A 17301-nucleotide genomic window follows, 5' to 3' on the forward strand; every position below is an offset into this window, starting at 1 on the left:
AGAGCAAAATCTACCTTAACGCTATTCCTCTTGCGAGATATCAATCTTTAGGTAAATGAATGTGTGAAACTTTTTCTTCCTACTATTTTTCCACTCCCCCAAAATTCATCTTGAAGCTTGCGCCAAATAAGCCATAGGTATCGCCGTAGCCCGAAACTTGAGTCAACTGATAATTATAAAAGGGCATGATTACATAGTTGGCTCCTTTAGTCTCCAAAACCCGAAGGTTGACCCCAAAATTCAAGGTCGCAAACGGGTAAAATTTGCCGCTTTTTGATTCAAGAGAATTGCTTTGTACCACATCCTGTTGGCGAAGAGTAACAGAAGAATTCCCCAAAGCATCATTCGCATAGAAAGCAGACTGTCTCTGTACAGTAAATTCCTGAGAAGCAGTACCTTCTAATGAATAAAAGTTAGAAAATCCTGCTTGAATGGAAACAGAATTATTTCTTGTCACTGGATATTTAACAAAGACAGGAATTTCTACCTGCATCTGTCTTACCTCCAGTTTTTCTGTCTGTGGGTACGAATTACCAAAATTCATCACCATACTTTCTGCCTTAGCATTTTGACTAAAGTAATTAAAGCCAAATCCAGAGCCTAATGTGAGCTTCCCTGGGAGCTTGACATCTACCAACATTCCTAGTCCTATGGTAGATGCTGTCGCAACCTGATTATCATTTTGGATGGCTCCAAAACCTGGAGTCAAACCCATGCCTAGACCAACTGATGTTTTGTCCTTTTCTATAACCGGAAATTCACTTTCGGCTATAAAAATCTCCTTATCCGTAGATTTCGCAGGTTCAGAGATTTCCGCTGATACTAAAGTCTCTGGAGCTATGGTCTGCGTTAAAGAATTTAAGTTTTCCGGTTTTTTGTCTACCTCCTTTTCTATAATTGAGTTTTGGTTAGGCACAGTAGTACTAGATTTTTCAGGAACCTGCGCGATAACCTTTTCATTTGATAACACTGGTATATCCAGCGAAACTTTAGGTTGTTCTGTTTTCGCAGGCTTTTCTAAGAGCTCAGAAGCAATGGCTAGATTGTTGGTTTTGGAAGGAAGCGTCTCAACTGGCACAATCTCAGTTTTGGCAGTTTCTGATTCTGTAACATCTGAAGGTTTACCACTTACCTCAATATCAGAATCAATACTTTTTGACCCCGGTTCAACACTCGCTTTTCTATCCGAATTTATTTTATTTGAATCACTCGAAGAAAGCTTTTCCAAAGCATTCTCTGGTGTGGAATCCACCTTTTCTGCAAGTTGAATCTCTTGTGAATTAAATTCTTCAATACCAGCTATATCAACAGAATTGATCCCTACTGCAATTAAAAGCAAAGACGCTGCAATTCCTGTCACCCAATAGGCAATAGTTCTTCTTCTGCGGTGCGCACGCATTTTCTGAAAACCTTCCCAAGCACCCAATTCGTAAGGCGCTGAGGCTTCGAGCAACTTCTTTTTAAGGGAAGCAGCGATTTCCTTATCCAGCTTATCTTCCTTCATATTCTTTCAAGTGTATTGATACTAATTTGCGAAGCTCAGACTTTGCCCGCGCTAGGTAGACTCGGGAGGAGCTCTCCGTCAAGCCTAGTTTTTCGCCAATTTCTTTATGACTATAGCCTTCGATCTCATAGAGATTAAACACCATCTTGTGATCTTCTTGCAATAGATTGGTTAGGTTGATAATGTCCTGAAACGCGAGATCCTGAAGCGCATTTACCTCGTGAAACACCCCAGTTTCCTCGCTGACATCAGATTGATTCTGAAACTTCTTCTGCTTCCGAAAATAGTCGATGGCCGTATTTACAGTGATCCTCCGAAGCCAAGCCTTCACCGATTGGAAGTCGTCGAATTTTTTGATCGACCCGAAAAACTTCAAAAAGGAGTCATTCGTAATCTCATCGGCCAGTGCCTTTTCTTTGGAATAGGACAGACTGATACCCATGACATAGCCATAGTATTTTTTATAGAATACCTCTTCGTACTTAGCCGATCGTCGTTTGCACCCTTCGATCAGCTCTTGGTCAGTCCACTTCAATTCAAACCTATTAATCTATGGTTTACGACATCCAAGTTGGAGTCGGAATTATCATTTATTAGCTAATCATCTCATCACTAATTCACCGATTTTGCCGCTGAACCCTGCTCCCCCATAGCTTCTTTTATTTTTATATACTCTTCGTTCCCTGCTGAGTTTATACACTCAGCAATTCCTTTTAAGTTCTGAGGATAGATGGATTTTGTAGTAAAATTACTCCCTTCTATCATAAATCCAGATTTCTTTGCGATCGAGTCATTATCGGAGCCCGCATTTAGCGCACTGCCCGCAAATATCAAAATCAAATAGATCCTTAGAAGTGTCTTCATCTTACTTTATTACCCTGACGGAAAGCTCTATGAATACGCTACAGAAGAGAAGAATTATTTTGATTTTTGGGAAAATAATGTGAAAATCTGACTCTCATTTTTAGCCCAAAAGTTAGTGGCAGTTAACTAAAAAACTGACGAAAGTCACTTCAATCAATGAGTTCTCACAGACGATTGAAATGCAGACGAACCTAGTTTTACTGCTTCAAAATCTAGTAAAATCTCCCCCAGTAAAAATGCAAAATTATAGCAGAGCACATAGCTTCCATATCCCAGTTATGGGACTAGGATATACCGTAGATACGCCGATCAAAGTTGCCAAGTATGGGATCTCAAGTGTAGTCTCCATCATGGATGATCACTTGCTGGAAGATATGAGGAAAATTTATTCAACTAAATATGTTCGGGAATTCATTCCAATCTCCGATTTGGTGGATGACTACCGTGCAAAGCGTATCACTGCATACCTGGATTTAACCCAGTCAATCATAGAAGAGCAGTTTAATAAATTGATCCATGGTGATTGGGAAAAAAGCCTAGAATTTCAAAAATATCTGAATCTTCTCCCTGCTGAATCTCCAATTCCTAGCTTACTTGAAAAAATAAAATCTAGTCCTGATTCGGAGAAATTTCATCTAAAAGAAGTATTCAAATCACTGGTAAACATGGGCGCTGTTGACGTGAACATCATGACCAAAGTAGACAAGATAAACTCTGATAAATCAGGTAAAGAATTACCTAGAGAATATTCTGATGCTTCATCCGCTTTAAGAGGTTTTGCAAATAGTAAAGCAAATGGGTCAGTGGTCTTTTCTGCTGGAATGAATCCAGCTTTGTATAGCTATGCAGAACAATTCTCTGAGTTTTTCCCAAATCAATTTGGCGAGATTTCGAAAGGAATTATTCTTAAAGTGAGTGATTACAGATCAGCTTTGATCCAGGGAAAGTTCTTAGCAAAGAAAGGTCTTTGGGTTTCAGAATTCAGAATTGAGTCTGGTCTGAACTGTGGCGGACATGCATTTGCTACAGATGGATTTCTCATTGGGCCGATTTTGGAAGAGTTCAAAACCAAGAGAAACGAGCTTTTTCAAACACTTTACGAAACATGCCAAAAATCACTTGAAATCAAGCATTTAAACACACTTTCAAAAAGTCCTACTTTCAAGATAACTTACCAAGGCGGAATAGGAACAGCGAGTGAAGACAGCTTCTTACGGGAGTATTATGAGCTGGATGGAACAGGTTGGGGAAGCCCATTTCTTCTGGTTCCCGAAGCGACTTCAGTTGATAATGACACCTTGGATCGATTGCTAAAAGCTAAAAAATCGGACTACTTTCTAAGCGATGCGTCTCCGCTAGGAGTTCCTTTCAATAACCTACGAACATCCTCGGGTGAAGAGCAGCGCCTGAAGAGAATTAAAAATAATCGACCCGGAAGTCCCTGCTACAAGAAGTTTCTTTCCAACAATACTGAGTTCACAGAGAAACCGATTTGCACCGCTTCTAGACAGTATCAAATTCTCAAATCAACCCAATTTGAGGCAGGGGAAATTGGGTCAGAAGAAATGGATAAAACGATAGCCAAGGATTGCCTTTGTGAAGGACTGAGTGCTCCGGCTATTTTAGCAGCAGGAGAAACTCCAAGAAGAAATCTCAAGGCGGTCACGATCTGTCCTGGACCCAACCTTGCCTATTTTAAAGGCACCTTCACTCTCAAAGAAATGGTGGATCATATCTACGGAAAGTTAAGCCTCAAATTAGATATTGAGCGTCCTCATGTCCTAGTGAAAGAGCTACAGTTGTATGTTACTTTCCTGAAAAAGGAATTTGAAAATAAGGTGACTGAAAAAGTCGCGAAGAGAGAGGCCTACTTAGAGAAATTCAGAAATAACCTAATCCAAGGTGTAGAATACTATCAGGAATTAATAGAAAAGGTAGAAGTTGATTCAACCGCAATTCTAGCTAAAATGTCTGATCAATTTTCAAAAATCAAAGGCGAAATAGAACAGTTGAGTACGCCACTATTGACAAGCTTAACTTAAGAAGTCAAATACATTATTAGCTCGGATGACCAAGAAAAGCTGAAAGCTAATCCAGCCATTTTTCGGCTAATTTGCGATCTCGCAAAGGAAATGCTTTCAGCTTACTTTTTGGCACTACCAAGTTTAAGAAAAGGACCAGTGAGCGTAACCAAAAGCTGTCCGTTAACATCGCGTATTTAGAAAGCTTAGGAAGCATATGGATATCACCCTGAATGGCTTTTTTCATAGCTTCAAAGTTTTCATATCCTCTAAATGAAGGCACGATTGACAAAACTTTGATGGAATCATTTCCAGCTAACTGTTCTCTCGCCACCTGCACCTCATGCATGTCATCAACGGTGATCACACCATCTATCACGTAGGATAAGATTCCATTTTCTATAGAATAATTTACTTCCATCTTCTCCCCTAACCTCAAATGACCCTATTTTGATTAGAGAATTTTGAATTACTCAGATTTGAGAATAACTGCTGGGTTGGCTTTTAATATTTTCCAGATTTGCGAGCCTACGGTAACTGCCACTACAAGCAAAAGAATTACTAATCCACTGCCAATAGGAATTACTCCAACTCCAGAATGAAAAGCAAAAAAACTATCCAGAAAGCTAGAAATAATCAGAATAGAAAAAGCCCCACCTAATATTCCCGCTATTCCCCAAATAAGTAAATATCTCCTGAACAACTTCATAGAAATATCTCTCAAATTGGCTCCAAAGACTTTTCTAACGCAGTAATCTTTGATATGAGAATTCATATTAAGGGAAACCAATCCAAACAACCCTAGTGCAGCCAGAATTACCGCAAGAATGGCTGAGAATAAAAGAATATTCCTCACTCCCTGAACATCTGAAAATTCCCTGTCAAACACTTCAGTTTGTAACTTCCCTTGGAAAAGACCTTTTGGAATGGTTTCGTGCCAAATCTTCTTAACTGCATTCACAGAAGATTCTGCTGTCCCAGAACTCATCAACAGCGTCAGGTAATTAAATGTCGTATCTGGCGAAGCTCTTATCACCATTGGATCAATTGCTTCCTGGAAAAATATCGTGTGAAAATCCTCCACTACTCCTACCACAGAATAATTCGCGCTATCCAAGGTGATCTTTTCATCTAGAGGAAACGTCAATCCTAACCTATCCAGAAATGTCTGATTGACTAGTACAGATTCTTGAGTATCAGAAATCAGCTCTGGATTGAACATCCTACCCTCTTTCAACTTTAGATCTAAGATGTCAGGATAATTGGCTTCAGCATTCAAGAGGCTTATTTCGTACTTTTGATCGTCGAACTCCAGAACTTCTTCACGGATCCAGTTTCCCACATAATCTTGGCTCCCGCTGATCTCGTTGACAGTTCCCAGCGCTAACAGCTTGTTTTTGAGAGGTAAATAATCTTCTTGGTTGGGCACATTCACAATAATCTTGTCTGCACTAGAATAGCCCCAGTCCCGATTTTCGTTGATGTAATTTGTTTGGACAAAGGCGATTCCACCAACTATGCTAATGATCGCAAGTGTAAATTGGAAAGTCAGTAAAATGCTTGTTAAGATGCTTTTGTTTCCAATTTTTTGAGAGCCTTTCAGAATATTGATCGGCTTAAAAGAGGATACATATATCGCTGGATACAATCCAGAAATGAGGGTAATAAAGAGCAACATTCCTCCCAAAAACACCCAGATATTTGCATCTCTTAAGAGGTCAATTTTGAGGTTTTTAGAAGCTATTTCATTAAATCCCGGAAGGAAAATGAATCCAGCCAAAAGGCAGCCCAGAAATAGGGCAAAAAAGCAAACCATTAAGTTTTCACTCAGAAATTGAAAGACCAGCTGACTTCTCCTACTTCCAATTACCTTTCTCACCCCAATTTCTTTTAATCGCTTTGAGGCCATCAAAACAGAAATATTGATGTAATTAAATACTGCCAAGATTAGAATAAATAACCCTATTGAGCCAAGTAGGATCTGTGGCCCCAAGCCCAAAAAATCACGAACTCCATTTTCAATCTCGTCTACTTTGTAAACTAAGTCTGAATAAGCAACCAGCCCCATATTTAGATAGGGTTTATCAGGATTGATTTGGTTCTGAATATTGGTCAAGGCTTGTAGCCCAGGATTGAACTCAGAAATATCTTGCCCTTTTTCCAGCTGGATAAAAGTCCAGAGTTCAGAATTCCATTCTTCTTCCAATGTAATATCTAGGGTAGAATATGGATGCGACTCAATATTTACCAAAAGATCAAAATTGAACATATCCATATCGTTGAGATCTGCCAAGACACCTCCCACTTTATAGAGTTTTTCTTCACCATCCACTACCAAAGCCAGCTCCTGACCGATTGGGTGAATGTCCCCAAAAAGCTTCTCTGAAAGCTCATGAGTCAGGATCACTTGGTCTTGATCTTGTAAGGCTCCTGCAAAACCATAGTCCATTCTATAGGTGAACATTTCCATAAAAGCTGGATCTATGTAGATTGATCGCTGCTGATAACTTTCATTTTTGTGTATCAGTATTGGAAACTCACGAAGCACCCGAGTATGATTCTGAACCCGATTCAATTTTTCGGGAATCAACTCAGAGATAGGTTCTGCAACAGCTCCATAGGTCACCAAGCCATTTTCTCCTGCGGCAGTGTAAGTCAATTGATAGATCTCATCTTTGTTTGGTTGGTTTAGACCTTTGAACCAAATTTGAGCTATAAATAGGTATGCCACCATGCAGCAACCAACAGCACACGCCAATCCAAACACGGAAATAAAAGTGGTTCCCTTTTGCTTAATAAGGTTCCTCCATCCGATTTTAAAATAGTTCTTTAGCATAGCTCCATGTGAAAATGTCTGGTAAGTTGATTTTGTGCGCTTGATATTACTCCAGCGGAAAAAGCTGAGCACATGGATAAGAAATCTAACCCGAGCATAAGCCAATCCTCTTTCTTCCAAGTCCATGTAAAAAAGCTCATAGGCATCACCTTGAATCTGCTCCAACCGACTTGGATTACAGTAGAATTCCAGAAATCGATCTGGCCATTTTGGTGGGAGATGTTTGAGCTTATTGTCCATTTGAAAAGTCCAAAGCAAGTGGTGGAAGTTGATCGTATAGTTTATTTCTTAAACTTTTCACCTCTTCGATTGCGGCTCGTCCCGCAGCAGAAAGAGTAAATATGCGTTTTCTCCTTCCTCCCCTTTCTTCAGTTGCTCCACCCATATAGGACTTCAGAAATCCTTTTTCTTCCAAACGGTTGAGAACCGTATGAATCGCCGAGATATTGACCATCCTACCTGTTTGATTTTTGATCTCTTCCAACACAGCGACACCATAGGCCTCCTGATCCAAGATGCCCACAGTAAGCAAAATCAACTCTTCCAATTCACCTAAATGATAGCCTTTCATAAACCTCTATTATTTTATTTACAAAAGTAAATGTAATACATTACTTTCATATTTGTAAAACAAATATTTATCAAAAGCTTTGAGTGGATTTTTTTCAAAAAATTAGATTTAGTCTTGCTGAGATAGTACCTGCCCCTCTTCCAAAAGTAGTTGCTTTAGCTCCGCATACTTCACTTCCTGAACAGGGATGTCATTATCAATCACCAGCGAAGCCGCAGCTGCAGCTGATTGACCCAGAATCATAAACACAGGCTCCATCCTAATAGAGCCAAATGCTGTGTGTGAGCTGGACACACAGACTGGCACAAGGAGATTTGTGCACTCTTCCTTTTTAGGAACAAGGGTTCCATAGGAAATTGAGTACGGATTTTCTGGATGAACTCCTATGTCGCCTTCATTCTGTACAAATCCCTCCTTCGTCACAAACCGCTGTGTATTGTGCGAATCCAGGGAATAAGAACCCATCCCAACTGGCTCTGGAACTTCCTTATCGCCTAGCACATCATGTTCAGTCATCACATATGCTCCCACCATTCTTCGGGCTTCGCGTACATAGATTTGATGCGGCCAGTTGTTATTATTTACAAATTCGTCCTTTGCCAACCCCCAATTTGCCATTTCAGCTCTAACCGAATCAGGTACATTTTCATCATGAGACATGTAATAGAGTAGACCTTGCTGATAGTCGGTGTGTTCCTTTAATATCTGCTCCCTTTCAGCATAGCTCGCTTCCGGATAGTCATAATTTTTACCTATATAATCTGTAGAAAATGGACCGTGATTATTGGTGTCTGTCTTCAAGTTGGGAATTGGATCGTATTTTTCAAATGTCTCATCCCAACCGGCGGCATACACCCGAGCCAGTAATTCGTACCGGGCGGGATAATAGTTGTCTGGTTTTGGAAAAGGAATTCTGTTATCGGGATGCCTGCTCATCGCCAAACGATAGGTATATGCTTGAAGCCTATTATCCCCTTCCCCATTCTGCCCTGGAGGTTCCGATGAAATTTCAGGGAGCAACCCACTAGTCGAATCATCAGGAATCACATAGGGACTGATGTTATTTTGAAAATAATGTCGGTGCTGATACACACCTACCTGCACCCCATTCCACTTCTCTCTATAAGTTGCATTCGATTCTCTGCCTACATGATAGCTAACTCCTGCCGCAGCCATCAAGTCACCTTCATAAGTCGCATCTATAAAGACTTTCCCGCGGTAAGTTTTCCCTGAAAGTGTTTGGATTTGAGTGATTTCACCATTCTCCTTGATAACGCCAGATTGTCTATCCAGCCATTCATCCCGATGAATTTCCAAGTTATTCTCAACGACAAAATCTTCAAATACCTGCTCTGCCACATGAGGTTCAAAAATCCACATCGTACGATTCTCTCCATCCATGGCTATTGTACCTTGCCCTTTGTTTCCATAGTCTTCTTTTTTCTGCCATTTCCAAGCGGAATCTTGTTGGTAATGTTGGTAAATCCTATGGTAAAACTCCCTTGCCAATCCTCCTATCACTGACTTGTTTCCGGTGTCAGTGAATCCCAAACCTCCAGATGACAAGCCGCCCAAATGAGTATCCGGCGAAACGACAATGACTGATTTGCCCATCGTTTTTGCCTGAACAGCAGCAGTAATCGCAGCTGAAGTACCTCCATAAATAATCAGGTCGGCAGTGTATAGGTTAGGGTCTTTTTGCTGGCAGGAAAAAGAAATTAGGATCAAAAAAACAATTGGTAATAATTTCATAATGAAGGGTTTATCTTAATAAATTTGAAAATAGACTTAATTGATTTTAATTCAATACTTTTTCCTCTAAAAAACTAACCTACTGTTAAATGACTCTTCATACCATCCTCGGTGCCAATGGGAACATTGCAAAAATAGTCTCTACTGAACTTCACCAAAAAGGAATAAGCGTCCGCCAATTCAGTAGAAATCCAAAGAATGTGAACGAAACAGATGAGTTTTTGCATGGAGATTTAATGGATTCCACTACAGTTTCAGAAGCTGTGAAAGGTGCTGAAGTAGTTTATCTATTGGCAGGAATCCAATACAAGGCCTCGATCTGGGAACGTGATTGGCCAAAAATCATGAGAAACACCTTAGATGCTTGCATACAGCATGGTGCTCGGTTGGTCTTCTTTGACAATATGTACGCTTACGATCCTGAGCAAATTGGGAATCTGACCGAAGAAACCCCACTAAACCCAAAAAGCCGCAAAGGAAAAGTAAGAAAGCAGATTTTGGAAATGTTATGGAGAGAGGTAAAAGCTGGGAAATTAAAGGCACTCGTGGCTCGGGCCGCTGACTTCTATGGTCCTGGAGCTTCTAATAGTTTTCTCCATGAATTGGTAATCAAGCGTATGAAATCAGGAAAAGGAGCTCAATACCTTTATGATTCGTCAAAGAAACATTCATGGACTTACATTCCTGATGCCGGAAAAGCAACGGCTTTTTTGGCACTGCAGGAAAACTCATGGAATCAAAGCTGGCATCTGCCAACTGACCGGGCTTATAGCTCTGTAAATCATATTGTAGCTATGCTAAACCAAAACCTAGGCACAAGACTCAAGCTTCAGGTGATGCCTCCTTGGCTCATCTATGTGCTTGGCCTCTTCATTCCAGTGATGAGGGAAGTAGTGGAACTTCGCTACCAAATGGATTCAGACTACCGTTTTGATTCCTCCAAAATCGAAAAAGCTTTTGGCTTGAAGCCTACTCCAATTGAAGAGGGTTTGAAAAATTGCATTTAAAATCAGCTGTTTAGTCTATCGTCAATTTTAACTTATAAAGGATAATCCCATCATCCTCGTTTTCGGACAAACCTGCAACTTTGGACACGACCAATTCCCCGTCATTGTTGACAACCATTGGGAAATTACTCGACAAAGGAAAAGGTACATTAGTAGCCAACTGATTAAAGTCCTTATCGAAAATCGCTGCATAATTTGGATCTTTTTTTCGTGCAGCTAGACCATCCCGAGTCGGGGGACCAAGATCAATCACTTGTTGTTCATCAAGTCCCCTATTATATACAGCAATGTAATAGTCTCCTGAAACCAGAATATTGGTGAATTTACCAGTTCTCTTTTTCTGGTTTTCCACAAAAAACTGTTCGGCTTTGTCCAACGGTACTGGCGTATAAGAAACCCAGTCAGGTATATCTACATCAACTGTTTTTTCATAGAGAAACTGATCTCCTTCCTTAGAATAAACATAAAATCGAGGCTCAAACTACATGCTTAGCAAGAGCTTTTCCTGATCCAACGTATATACCGGAATAGGGAAACCATGCACCTGATCTCCCATTAAAACTGAAGTTTCGGGTAGACGTAGGGCACCAAGGGTATCGCCAGTTGTTTTATCCTGAGATTCAATAATAGGTAGGTTATACAATTCGCGGTAAAACTCACCTTCTTCCATATTTATAGCTAGCGTTTCCGGCCAAGGCTTGGGATAAAAGATTTTGTTGCCAGATTCAAACATTCCCAGCTTTGGATACATCATAAAAACCTGATATGAATATGGAATAGTCACTTCTCCTACTTTGGTAGAATCCCGAAACATGTAATAGCCCTTCGGTGGGTTAAAAACTGTCACGTCTCCATTGAAATATCCAAGACCAAGCGCCTGTCCAACTGGATCGATACCATCCTCACTGAACTTATGATGGTTCAGAATCTTCCCATTACCATCTACTTCCAGATATTCATAATATGAATCAGTAGTTAGAAGGTATTTATCAGTCTTAGGGTCGTAATCCAGAAGCATCATTTCTCCAAGATAATCTACTTGCACTGAATCGGTGATTTCCAGAGAAAAGGTTTTAGAAGCGGATTCACTTTCTGTTTTCTCCCCACAGGAAAAGTTGCTTATAACTAAAGTGATTAGTACAAAATGAGGTAGGTTAAGTTTCATAGTAAAAATTAAAGAGCCAAAACACTGGGATTAACTGCATGATTTACAAAATCATATCTAAAAAGATAAATACTATCAAAAAGTACAACTATATAAGTTTTTTTAACAAAACTATCTAGCTAGCAACTCATGAACACGCTCCCGAAGTACTGGCACCACGAGCTCCTCAAACCATGGGTTTCTCCGCCTCCACATAAGATTGCGAGGCGAAGGGTGCACAAGTGGAATAAACTCAGGCATGTACGATTCAAAATTCCTTACAGTCTCAGTTAGATTTTTCCTCTTCCTTTTCCCTAAGTAGTATTTCAATGCATGCTGTCCTATAAGCAAGGTCAATTTCACCTCAGGCATCTGATTTATCATTTTATGATGCCATAAAGGAGCGCACTCTGGTCTTGGAGGCAAGTCACCTCCTACACCTCTTCCTGGATAGCAAAATCCCATAGGCATGATCCCAAAGTTCCTCGGGTCATAAAATTGATCTCCACTCACATCCAGCCATCTCCGCAGTTCATTGCCGCTTGCATCGTTCCAAGGGATTCCGGTAGCATGAACTTTAGTGCCTGGTGCCTGCCCTATCACCAAAATTTTACTTTCAGGATGAATAGAAAATACCGGCCGGGGACCAAGAGGTAAAAACTCTTTACAAACAGTACACGACTGAGCATCAAGAACTAAAGATTCAAAACTATTCATCGGACAACATTTCACTTAAATGTTCACTCTTTTTGAGTGAAAAAAGAGATTATATGAAAATTGGTTAATAATTACAGGGAAATAATAGTAAATTATTAGGCTAGTTTATTGAAAAGCAACATTTTACTCTAAACAATGAGATGTTAATTCTAGTTAAATCCACTAGACCATCTTAGTTCGTACTTAGATAACAACCTTTCAACCACTCATTCCCAATTGCCATGAAAAACACTCACTTCCTTTTCGCATTATTACTTATTATTTGCGCAGGATGCTTTTCCTCCAAAGATTATGTAACTGATTACGACTATAATTATCAAGCATCTTTTAAGAAATATAAAACCTTTGCATTCGTAGTCCCTACTGAAAAGGATACCAGTATGATATCCCCAGTATTGACTGCAACTATAGGCGCTAGGTTAGGTTCTCAGGGTTTCCGCGAGCAAGAGTCCAAACCTGATTTACTAGTGAGCTATAAGATATTCATGGATTCAATCAGATACCGAGGCTATGTGCAGCCAGAATTTGATTATTACTTACAGCGAATGAAAAATGTACCTGAAAAGGAAGATGGGGATTTGGACAAGGAGCAAGAAAAGGATGAAACGTATAACCACGTAAAGTATAGCCAAAACCAAGGAATGCTAGTAGTATATGTGATCGATAGCAAAAGAGGAAATACCATCTGGCAAGGTTATACTGCCGCCAATTTTGATTCAGAATCTCCCAACTTTCAATCGGATGTAACTAGGGCAGCATACCGGGTCATGAATGAATTCAAAGTTGTAAATCGCCTCATGGAGTGACAGGTGAATATTTCTGAGTAAAGAATTAGTCAACCTGTGTAGGTATTCCACACTTTTTTGAAGAGGTTCCAAATATATTTTGGAACCTCTTTTTTATATAAAATAGGGCTCTATTGTATCCAAACACGTCTATTCTGTCGATTTAAGTGAAATAACACCAGGATTCTCTTTGTGGCAATTGCTTTGAAATAGTTGATTCAAATACAAAGAAATCAACTATGAAAAAATCACTAATTGTTACAGGACTTTTGAGCGCCACTGTGATGGTGTCATGTGTGTCAAAGAAAAAATACACCGAACTAGAAGGTAATCTTTATAAGACACAAACTGAGCTTGCTACCACTGAGCAAGAGAAAGCGGAACTTGAAGAGAAAATGCAAATCATCGAAAACAGAGTTGCAGAATACAACGCTAGAATCAATTCTCTTCGTGATACCAACGATGCATTAACTATGCAGAATGAGGGCATGTATTCTCTTGAAGGTGCTACGATGATGTCCAAAACATCCAAAGAGAAAATGAAGCAAACCTTAGCCAACGTAGATCAGGCTAAACTTGCGCAAGCACAAACTTTGGAGGATTCAGTGAACCTAGCGGTAGAATACAATTTGAAGAAGAATATTACGGAGACTACTGTAGATGGAGAAGAGGATGATGTGAACATCAGCATTGACCAAACCGTCGTGATGATTTCTGTATCTGACAAGTTACTTTTCAACACAGGAAGCTACAGAATCAATTCGAAAGCTGATCCACTATTGCAGAAATTGGCTGAGGTAATTAATGCTGAGCCGAGCCTACAAGTGATGATCGAAGGGCATACCGACCCAAGAACAATCTCAACTGGAGTAGTTCAGGATAACTGGGACCTTTCTGTGAAAAGAGCAACTAGTATCGTGAGAAAACTTCAGGAAAGTTATAATGTAGCACCAGAGAAAATGATCGCTGCAGGTAGAGCTAGCTATATGCCTATCGTAGAAAATGATTCTCCTGAAAACATGGCAATCAACAGAAGAACTAGGATCGTTTTGATTCCTGATTTGGATATGTTCTTTGCAATGCTGTAAAACATAAAAAACCACCAACACACGTTAACCACCACAACCGAAAAGCAGGCTCTAGAGCCTGCTTTTTTTGTTTAATACCACATTAATCACAAAGTCTTTTGGAGAGAATAAAGCTTAGTTTGGATTTTAAATATTGCATTGATTTTAAAAACCCAACAAGATGTGTGAATATGAAATTTTAAATCACACCACATAGACACATAGTTTGCATAGCATTTGGAATACTTCTTTCTATGTGACTATGTGGTTATTCAAAATAGGAACTTCAGTAGTTGATGCTAGAGTGCATCAAAATATTGGATTTTTAAAAATTGAGAGAGCATTTATAATTTACTAGAATTGAGTAAATTCTCACAAAAAATGGCATCAACACAAAAGATAGTAAATGACCTTTCCTACAAAATATTGGAACTGCAATCGAAGTACACAAGCATCTAGGCCCAGGACTGCTAGAAAGCATATACCATAAATGTTTAGCTATTGAGTTTGAAACAAGGAATATTAAATTCAGAAGTGAATTAATTATCCCTATTAAATATAAAGGGCATTCAATAGATACCCAGCTTAGGTGTGATTTCTTGGTAGAAAATTTAATTGTAGTGGAAATAAAATCGGTTGCAGAAATCCTTCCAATTCATCAAGCACAGCTGATCAACTATCTTAATTTATTAAAATCACCCAAAGGAATACTTATCAACTTCAATGTCGTTAACATTTTTCACCATGGTCAGAAGACAATTGTGAACAAATACTTTGAGATGCTTGATATTGAATAATTCAAATTATAGACAGCACAAGCTCCAAAAGGCTTCAACAAAAAACCACGTAGATAAATAGATTACATAGCCCTTAAACTATTGTTCTCTATGTATCTATGTGGTTTAAATGAAAAAAGCTAGTTACTCCAAGACCTCCAATGTTCCCAATGCATGCTGCATCAAGACTTCTTGGAAATACAAAGTGTAAATCGCCTGGGCTTGATCTGACTGAGCAGCCACTAACTGTTGGTTTGCAGTAGCTAAATCGACGAAATTAGAAATTCCTAAGCGGAAGCGTTCTGCAATCGCATTTTGTGCTTCTTTGGCTGCCAATACTTGAATCCCCGTATTAGTTTCCTTTTTCACAGCAGCCATATAGTTCAGATAGGCTAGTTTCACATCTTGATAGATTTTTCTGTCTACAGATTCCTTCTGCAAAATCTGATTCTTGTAAGCCACTTTGCTGCTGGCAACGTTTAGCTTATTCTGAAAATTGTTGAAAATCGGAATGGAAAGGCTAAGTCCTAGCGTATTTTGTGGATATACCTTCCAAAGCTGATCTTGGAGATTCCTATCATCCAATGAGGTAAAGAAAGTATTGTAATTATAAAACGCCCCAATTCTTGGGTAGTACATGGCTTTAATCGCTTGCATATCCTTTTTGTAAGAGGTCACCAAAAGATCCTGCTGCGTACCATCTGCTCTATTTAATTGAGCAATTTCATACAACTCCTTCATCCCCATACCATCAAATCTTAACTCACCTGACTTAGGATCCACAGATTCCAAAACAGGTACTACCCCTGGCTCCAGCTGCAGGTATTCTGACAAGTCCCAAACATCATTTTCGTATTGCAACTCTGCATCCACCAGCACAGATTCTAACCGAGCGACTTCTGATTCCTGATTATACTTGTCCGAAAGGGTGCGAAGTCCAGCATCTACAAAACCTTCAATTTGCCTTAAAGTCTCCTTTTGATTATCCAGGTTTTCTAGTGAAATCCTCATTATTTCCTGATCCAAAAGCACTTGAAGATACCTTCTAGCTACATCAAACATGACTTGTTGGGAAGCTCTATCCAGCCCTTTCTCACCAGCTTCATAGGCTAATTTCGCAGATTGAGTATCTAATATCCTTCTGCCAGCATTGAAAATAGGCATGCTCATATTTAGACCAGCATTTACAATCTCATTGGTCACATTCGTTACCACGATTTCTCCTTCAATCTGCTGAAATTGCTGTCCTGACTGCTGCGAAAGGGAGCTGTTAATATTGGCACTTGGGAAATGGGAAAGAAAGGCTGACTGCTTTTGCAGCTTCAATACTTCTATATTGTTGGACTGGGTTTGGTAAGCAGCATTTGCAGATAAAGCTAAATCCACTGCTTTTCTGAAATCAATTCTTAAGGTGTCCTGAGCTTGAATTGTACCCGTTATCATCACTACAATTAGTAGCGCTATGTACTTCTTAAACATGAATAATCGCTTCATCTTTTTCAATTTTACCATCCAGCATATCGATCAATCGAGTGCCGTAATCTGCATTTTCTCTGGCATGCGTAGCCTGAATAATAGTAGTCCCCTCTCCGTGCAATTCCTGAAAAACTTCCATGATTTCCTTAGCCTGACCTGAATGCAAATTCCCCGTAGGTTCATCAGCTAGGAGCACACGGGGTTTGCCTGCTACTGCCCTTGCGATACCTACCAACTGCTGTTGTCCACCTGATAATTGAGCTGGAAAAAGATCCTTTTTGGCCACCATATTGAAGCGGTCAAGAAGGTCAGCGATGATACTCTTACGCTCGTTGGATGACACTCCTCTATACAAAAGTGGCGTTTCGATGTTTTCATAAACCGTCAATTCATCGATCAGGTGATAAGCTTGAAAAATGTATCCAAACTCACTTTTGTGAAGTGCCGAACGCTCCCGTTCTTTCATTTTGGCAAGATTTCTATCCCCAAACCAGTATTCTCCTTCGTAGTCTTCATCCAGTAAACCAAGGATATTTAAAAGTGTAGATTTCCCTGCGCCACTTGGCCCCATAAGGGTGATAAACTCTCCTTCGTTGATGGTAAGATTTATGCCTTTGAGAATAAAAACACGCTGAAATCGTGATTCAATGAACTTGTCTAAATTCTTAAGTTGTATCATTTTTAATTGAAATAGTTGAAAACTGAAAAATTGGTGGATTTGGTTGAGTGAATCTCAAGCTCTATTCTCCGTTATCATTTCTTTTTAAGTCTTTTCCACTTT

The 17301-nt window shown here is 39.6% G+C and carries 17 protein-coding genes; 5 read left to right on the forward strand and 12 right to left on the reverse strand.

The annotated features are described in order from the left end of the window. Positions 1-82 precede the first annotated feature (82 nt). From ACPUEN_RS09445 to ACPUEN_RS09455, 3 genes are all read right to left on the reverse strand, one after another. On the reverse strand, positions 83-1504 hold the full coding sequence (locus ACPUEN_RS09445) for a hypothetical protein (RefSeq protein WP_425640022.1): 1422 nt from the start codon (positions 1502-1504) through the stop codon (positions 83-85). Continuing rightward, the gene (locus tag ACPUEN_RS09450) at positions 1491-2039 is read right to left on the reverse strand and encodes an RNA polymerase sigma factor (protein WP_425640024.1); all 549 of its coding nucleotides are present in this window, start codon (positions 2037-2039) and stop codon (positions 1491-1493) included. The genes ACPUEN_RS09445 and ACPUEN_RS09450 overlap by 14 nt, the downstream gene beginning before the upstream one ends. 77 nt (positions 2040-2116) lie before the next feature. Continuing rightward, a complete protein-coding gene (locus ACPUEN_RS09455) occupies positions 2117-2368 on the reverse strand; it encodes a hypothetical protein (protein WP_425640025.1) in 252 nt (83 codons plus the stop codon). Positions 2369-2604: 236 nt separating this feature from the next. Here ACPUEN_RS09455 and ACPUEN_RS09460 point away from each other — a divergent pair, with 236 nt between their 5' ends. Further along, positions 2605-4410 carry a hypothetical protein gene (locus tag ACPUEN_RS09460; RefSeq protein WP_425640027.1) on the forward strand — a complete coding sequence of 602 codons (1806 nt, stop codon included), beginning with the start codon at positions 2605-2607 and terminating at the stop codon, positions 4408-4410. Positions 4411-4456: 46 nt separating this feature from the next. Here ACPUEN_RS09460 and ACPUEN_RS09465 read toward each other — a convergent pair whose 3' ends face one another. The 4 genes from ACPUEN_RS09465 to ACPUEN_RS09480 all read right to left on the reverse strand — a co-directional run bounded on the left by ACPUEN_RS09465 (position 4457) and on the right by ACPUEN_RS09480 (position 9548). Further along, the gene (locus ACPUEN_RS09465; protein WP_425640029.1) at positions 4457-4828 is read right to left on the reverse strand and encodes an STAS/SEC14 domain-containing protein; all 372 of its coding nucleotides are present in this window, start codon (positions 4826-4828) and stop codon (positions 4457-4459) included. Positions 4829-4858: 30 nt separating this feature from the next. Continuing rightward, on the reverse strand, positions 4859-7465 hold the full coding sequence (locus ACPUEN_RS09470; RefSeq protein WP_425640031.1) for an ABC transporter permease: 2607 nt from the start codon (positions 7463-7465) through the stop codon (positions 4859-4861). After that, complete coding sequence (locus ACPUEN_RS09475; protein ID WP_111611633.1) at positions 7455-7796, reverse strand: PadR family transcriptional regulator; 342 nt, start codon at positions 7794-7796, stop codon at positions 7455-7457. Before ACPUEN_RS09475 ends, ACPUEN_RS09470 begins: the two co-directional genes overlap by 11 nt. A 108-nt stretch (positions 7797-7904) precedes the next feature. Continuing rightward, complete coding sequence (locus tag ACPUEN_RS09480) at positions 7905-9548, reverse strand: FAD-dependent oxidoreductase (RefSeq protein ID WP_425640033.1); 1644 nt, start codon at positions 9546-9548, stop codon at positions 7905-7907. Between the two features lie 89 nt (positions 9549-9637). On the opposite strand from ACPUEN_RS09480, the gene ACPUEN_RS09485 reads away from it, so the two are divergent. Then, complete coding sequence (locus ACPUEN_RS09485) at positions 9638-10555, forward strand: NAD-dependent epimerase/dehydratase family protein (RefSeq protein ID WP_425640035.1); 918 nt, start codon at positions 9638-9640, stop codon at positions 10553-10555. Between the two features lie 10 nt (positions 10556-10565). Here the strand turns inward: ACPUEN_RS09485 and ACPUEN_RS09490 are convergent, their stop codons facing one another. The 3 genes from ACPUEN_RS09490 to ACPUEN_RS09500 form a co-directional block, all read right to left on the reverse strand. Next, on the reverse strand, positions 10566-10907 hold the full coding sequence (locus tag ACPUEN_RS09490; protein WP_425640037.1) for a hypothetical protein: 342 nt from the start codon (positions 10905-10907) through the stop codon (positions 10566-10568). Positions 10908-11036: 129 nt separating this feature from the next. Beyond that, positions 11037-11720, reverse strand: a complete 684-nt coding sequence (locus ACPUEN_RS09495; RefSeq protein WP_425640038.1) for a hypothetical protein — start codon at positions 11718-11720, stop codon at positions 11037-11039. 111 nt (positions 11721-11831) lie between these two features. After that, complete coding sequence (locus tag ACPUEN_RS09500) at positions 11832-12416, reverse strand: uracil-DNA glycosylase family protein (RefSeq protein WP_425640040.1); 585 nt, start codon at positions 12414-12416, stop codon at positions 11832-11834. A 221-nt stretch (positions 12417-12637) separates the two neighbouring features. Here ACPUEN_RS09500 and ACPUEN_RS09505 point away from each other — a divergent pair, with 221 nt between their 5' ends. From ACPUEN_RS09505 to ACPUEN_RS09515, 3 genes are all read left to right on the forward strand, one after another. Next, on the forward strand, positions 12638-13222 hold the full coding sequence (locus ACPUEN_RS09505) for a DUF4136 domain-containing protein (protein WP_111611629.1): 585 nt from the start codon (positions 12638-12640) through the stop codon (positions 13220-13222). 218 nt (positions 13223-13440) lie between these two features. Further along, positions 13441-14289 carry an OmpA family protein gene (locus tag ACPUEN_RS09510; RefSeq protein ID WP_111611628.1) on the forward strand — a complete coding sequence of 283 codons (849 nt, stop codon included), beginning with the start codon at positions 13441-13443 and terminating at the stop codon, positions 14287-14289. 458 nt (positions 14290-14747) lie between these two features. Next, positions 14748-15065 carry a GxxExxY protein gene (locus ACPUEN_RS09515; RefSeq protein WP_425640175.1) on the forward strand — a complete coding sequence of 106 codons (318 nt, stop codon included), beginning with the start codon at positions 14748-14750 and terminating at the stop codon, positions 15063-15065. A gap of 123 nt (positions 15066-15188) precedes the next feature. Here ACPUEN_RS09515 and ACPUEN_RS09520 read toward each other — a convergent pair whose 3' ends face one another. Then, positions 15189-16538: a TolC family protein gene (locus ACPUEN_RS09520; protein WP_425640041.1), complete on the reverse strand. Its 1350-nt coding sequence runs from the start codon at positions 16536-16538 to the stop codon at positions 15189-15191. Next, on the reverse strand, positions 16516-17199 hold the full coding sequence (locus tag ACPUEN_RS09525; RefSeq protein ID WP_425640043.1) for an ABC transporter ATP-binding protein: 684 nt from the start codon (positions 17197-17199) through the stop codon (positions 16516-16518). The genes ACPUEN_RS09520 and ACPUEN_RS09525 overlap by 23 nt, the downstream gene beginning before the upstream one ends. Positions 17200-17301: the final 102 nt, after the last annotated feature.

The sequence above is a fragment of the Algoriphagus yeomjeoni genome (genome assembly GCF_049821175.1).
Classification (GTDB): Bacteria; Bacteroidota; Bacteroidia; order Cytophagales; family Cyclobacteriaceae; genus Algoriphagus; species Algoriphagus yeomjeoni_A.

Excerpts from the sequence above, each read along its gene's own strand:
- ACPUEN_RS09445 (WP_425640022.1), bottom strand. The coding sequence starts at position 1,504 with ATGAAGGAAGATAAGCTGGATAAGGAAATCGCTGCTTCCCTTAAAAAG.
- ACPUEN_RS09455 (WP_425640025.1), bottom strand. The coding sequence starts at position 2,368 with ATGAAGACACTTCTAAGGATCTATTTGATTTTGATATTTGCGGGCAGT.
- ACPUEN_RS09460 (WP_425640027.1), top strand. The coding sequence starts at position 2,605 with ATGCAAAATTATAGCAGAGCACATAGCTTCCATATCCCAGTTATGGGA.
- ACPUEN_RS09470 (WP_425640031.1), bottom strand. The coding sequence starts at position 7,465 with ATGGACAATAAGCTCAAACATCTCCCACCAAAATGGCCAGATCGATTT.
- ACPUEN_RS09475 (WP_111611633.1), bottom strand. The coding sequence starts at position 7,796 with ATGAAAGGCTATCATTTAGGTGAATTGGAAGAGTTGATTTTGCTTACT.
- ACPUEN_RS09480 (WP_425640033.1), bottom strand. The coding sequence starts at position 9,548 with ATGAAATTATTACCAATTGTTTTTTTGATCCTAATTTCTTTTTCCTGC.
- ACPUEN_RS09485 (WP_425640035.1), top strand. The coding sequence starts at position 9,638 with ATGACTCTTCATACCATCCTCGGTGCCAATGGGAACATTGCAAAAATA.
- ACPUEN_RS09495 (WP_425640038.1), bottom strand. The coding sequence starts at position 11,720 with ATGAAACTTAACCTACCTCATTTTGTACTAATCACTTTAGTTATAAGC.
- ACPUEN_RS09500 (WP_425640040.1), bottom strand. The coding sequence starts at position 12,416 with ATGAATAGTTTTGAATCTTTAGTTCTTGATGCTCAGTCGTGTACTGTT.
- ACPUEN_RS09505 (WP_111611629.1), top strand. The coding sequence starts at position 12,638 with ATGAAAAACACTCACTTCCTTTTCGCATTATTACTTATTATTTGCGCA.
- ACPUEN_RS09510 (WP_111611628.1), top strand. The coding sequence starts at position 13,441 with ATGAAAAAATCACTAATTGTTACAGGACTTTTGAGCGCCACTGTGATG.
- ACPUEN_RS09520 (WP_425640041.1), bottom strand. The coding sequence starts at position 16,538 with ATGAAGCGATTATTCATGTTTAAGAAGTACATAGCGCTACTAATTGTA.
- ACPUEN_RS09525 (WP_425640043.1), bottom strand. The coding sequence starts at position 17,199 with ATGATACAACTTAAGAATTTAGACAAGTTCATTGAATCACGATTTCAG.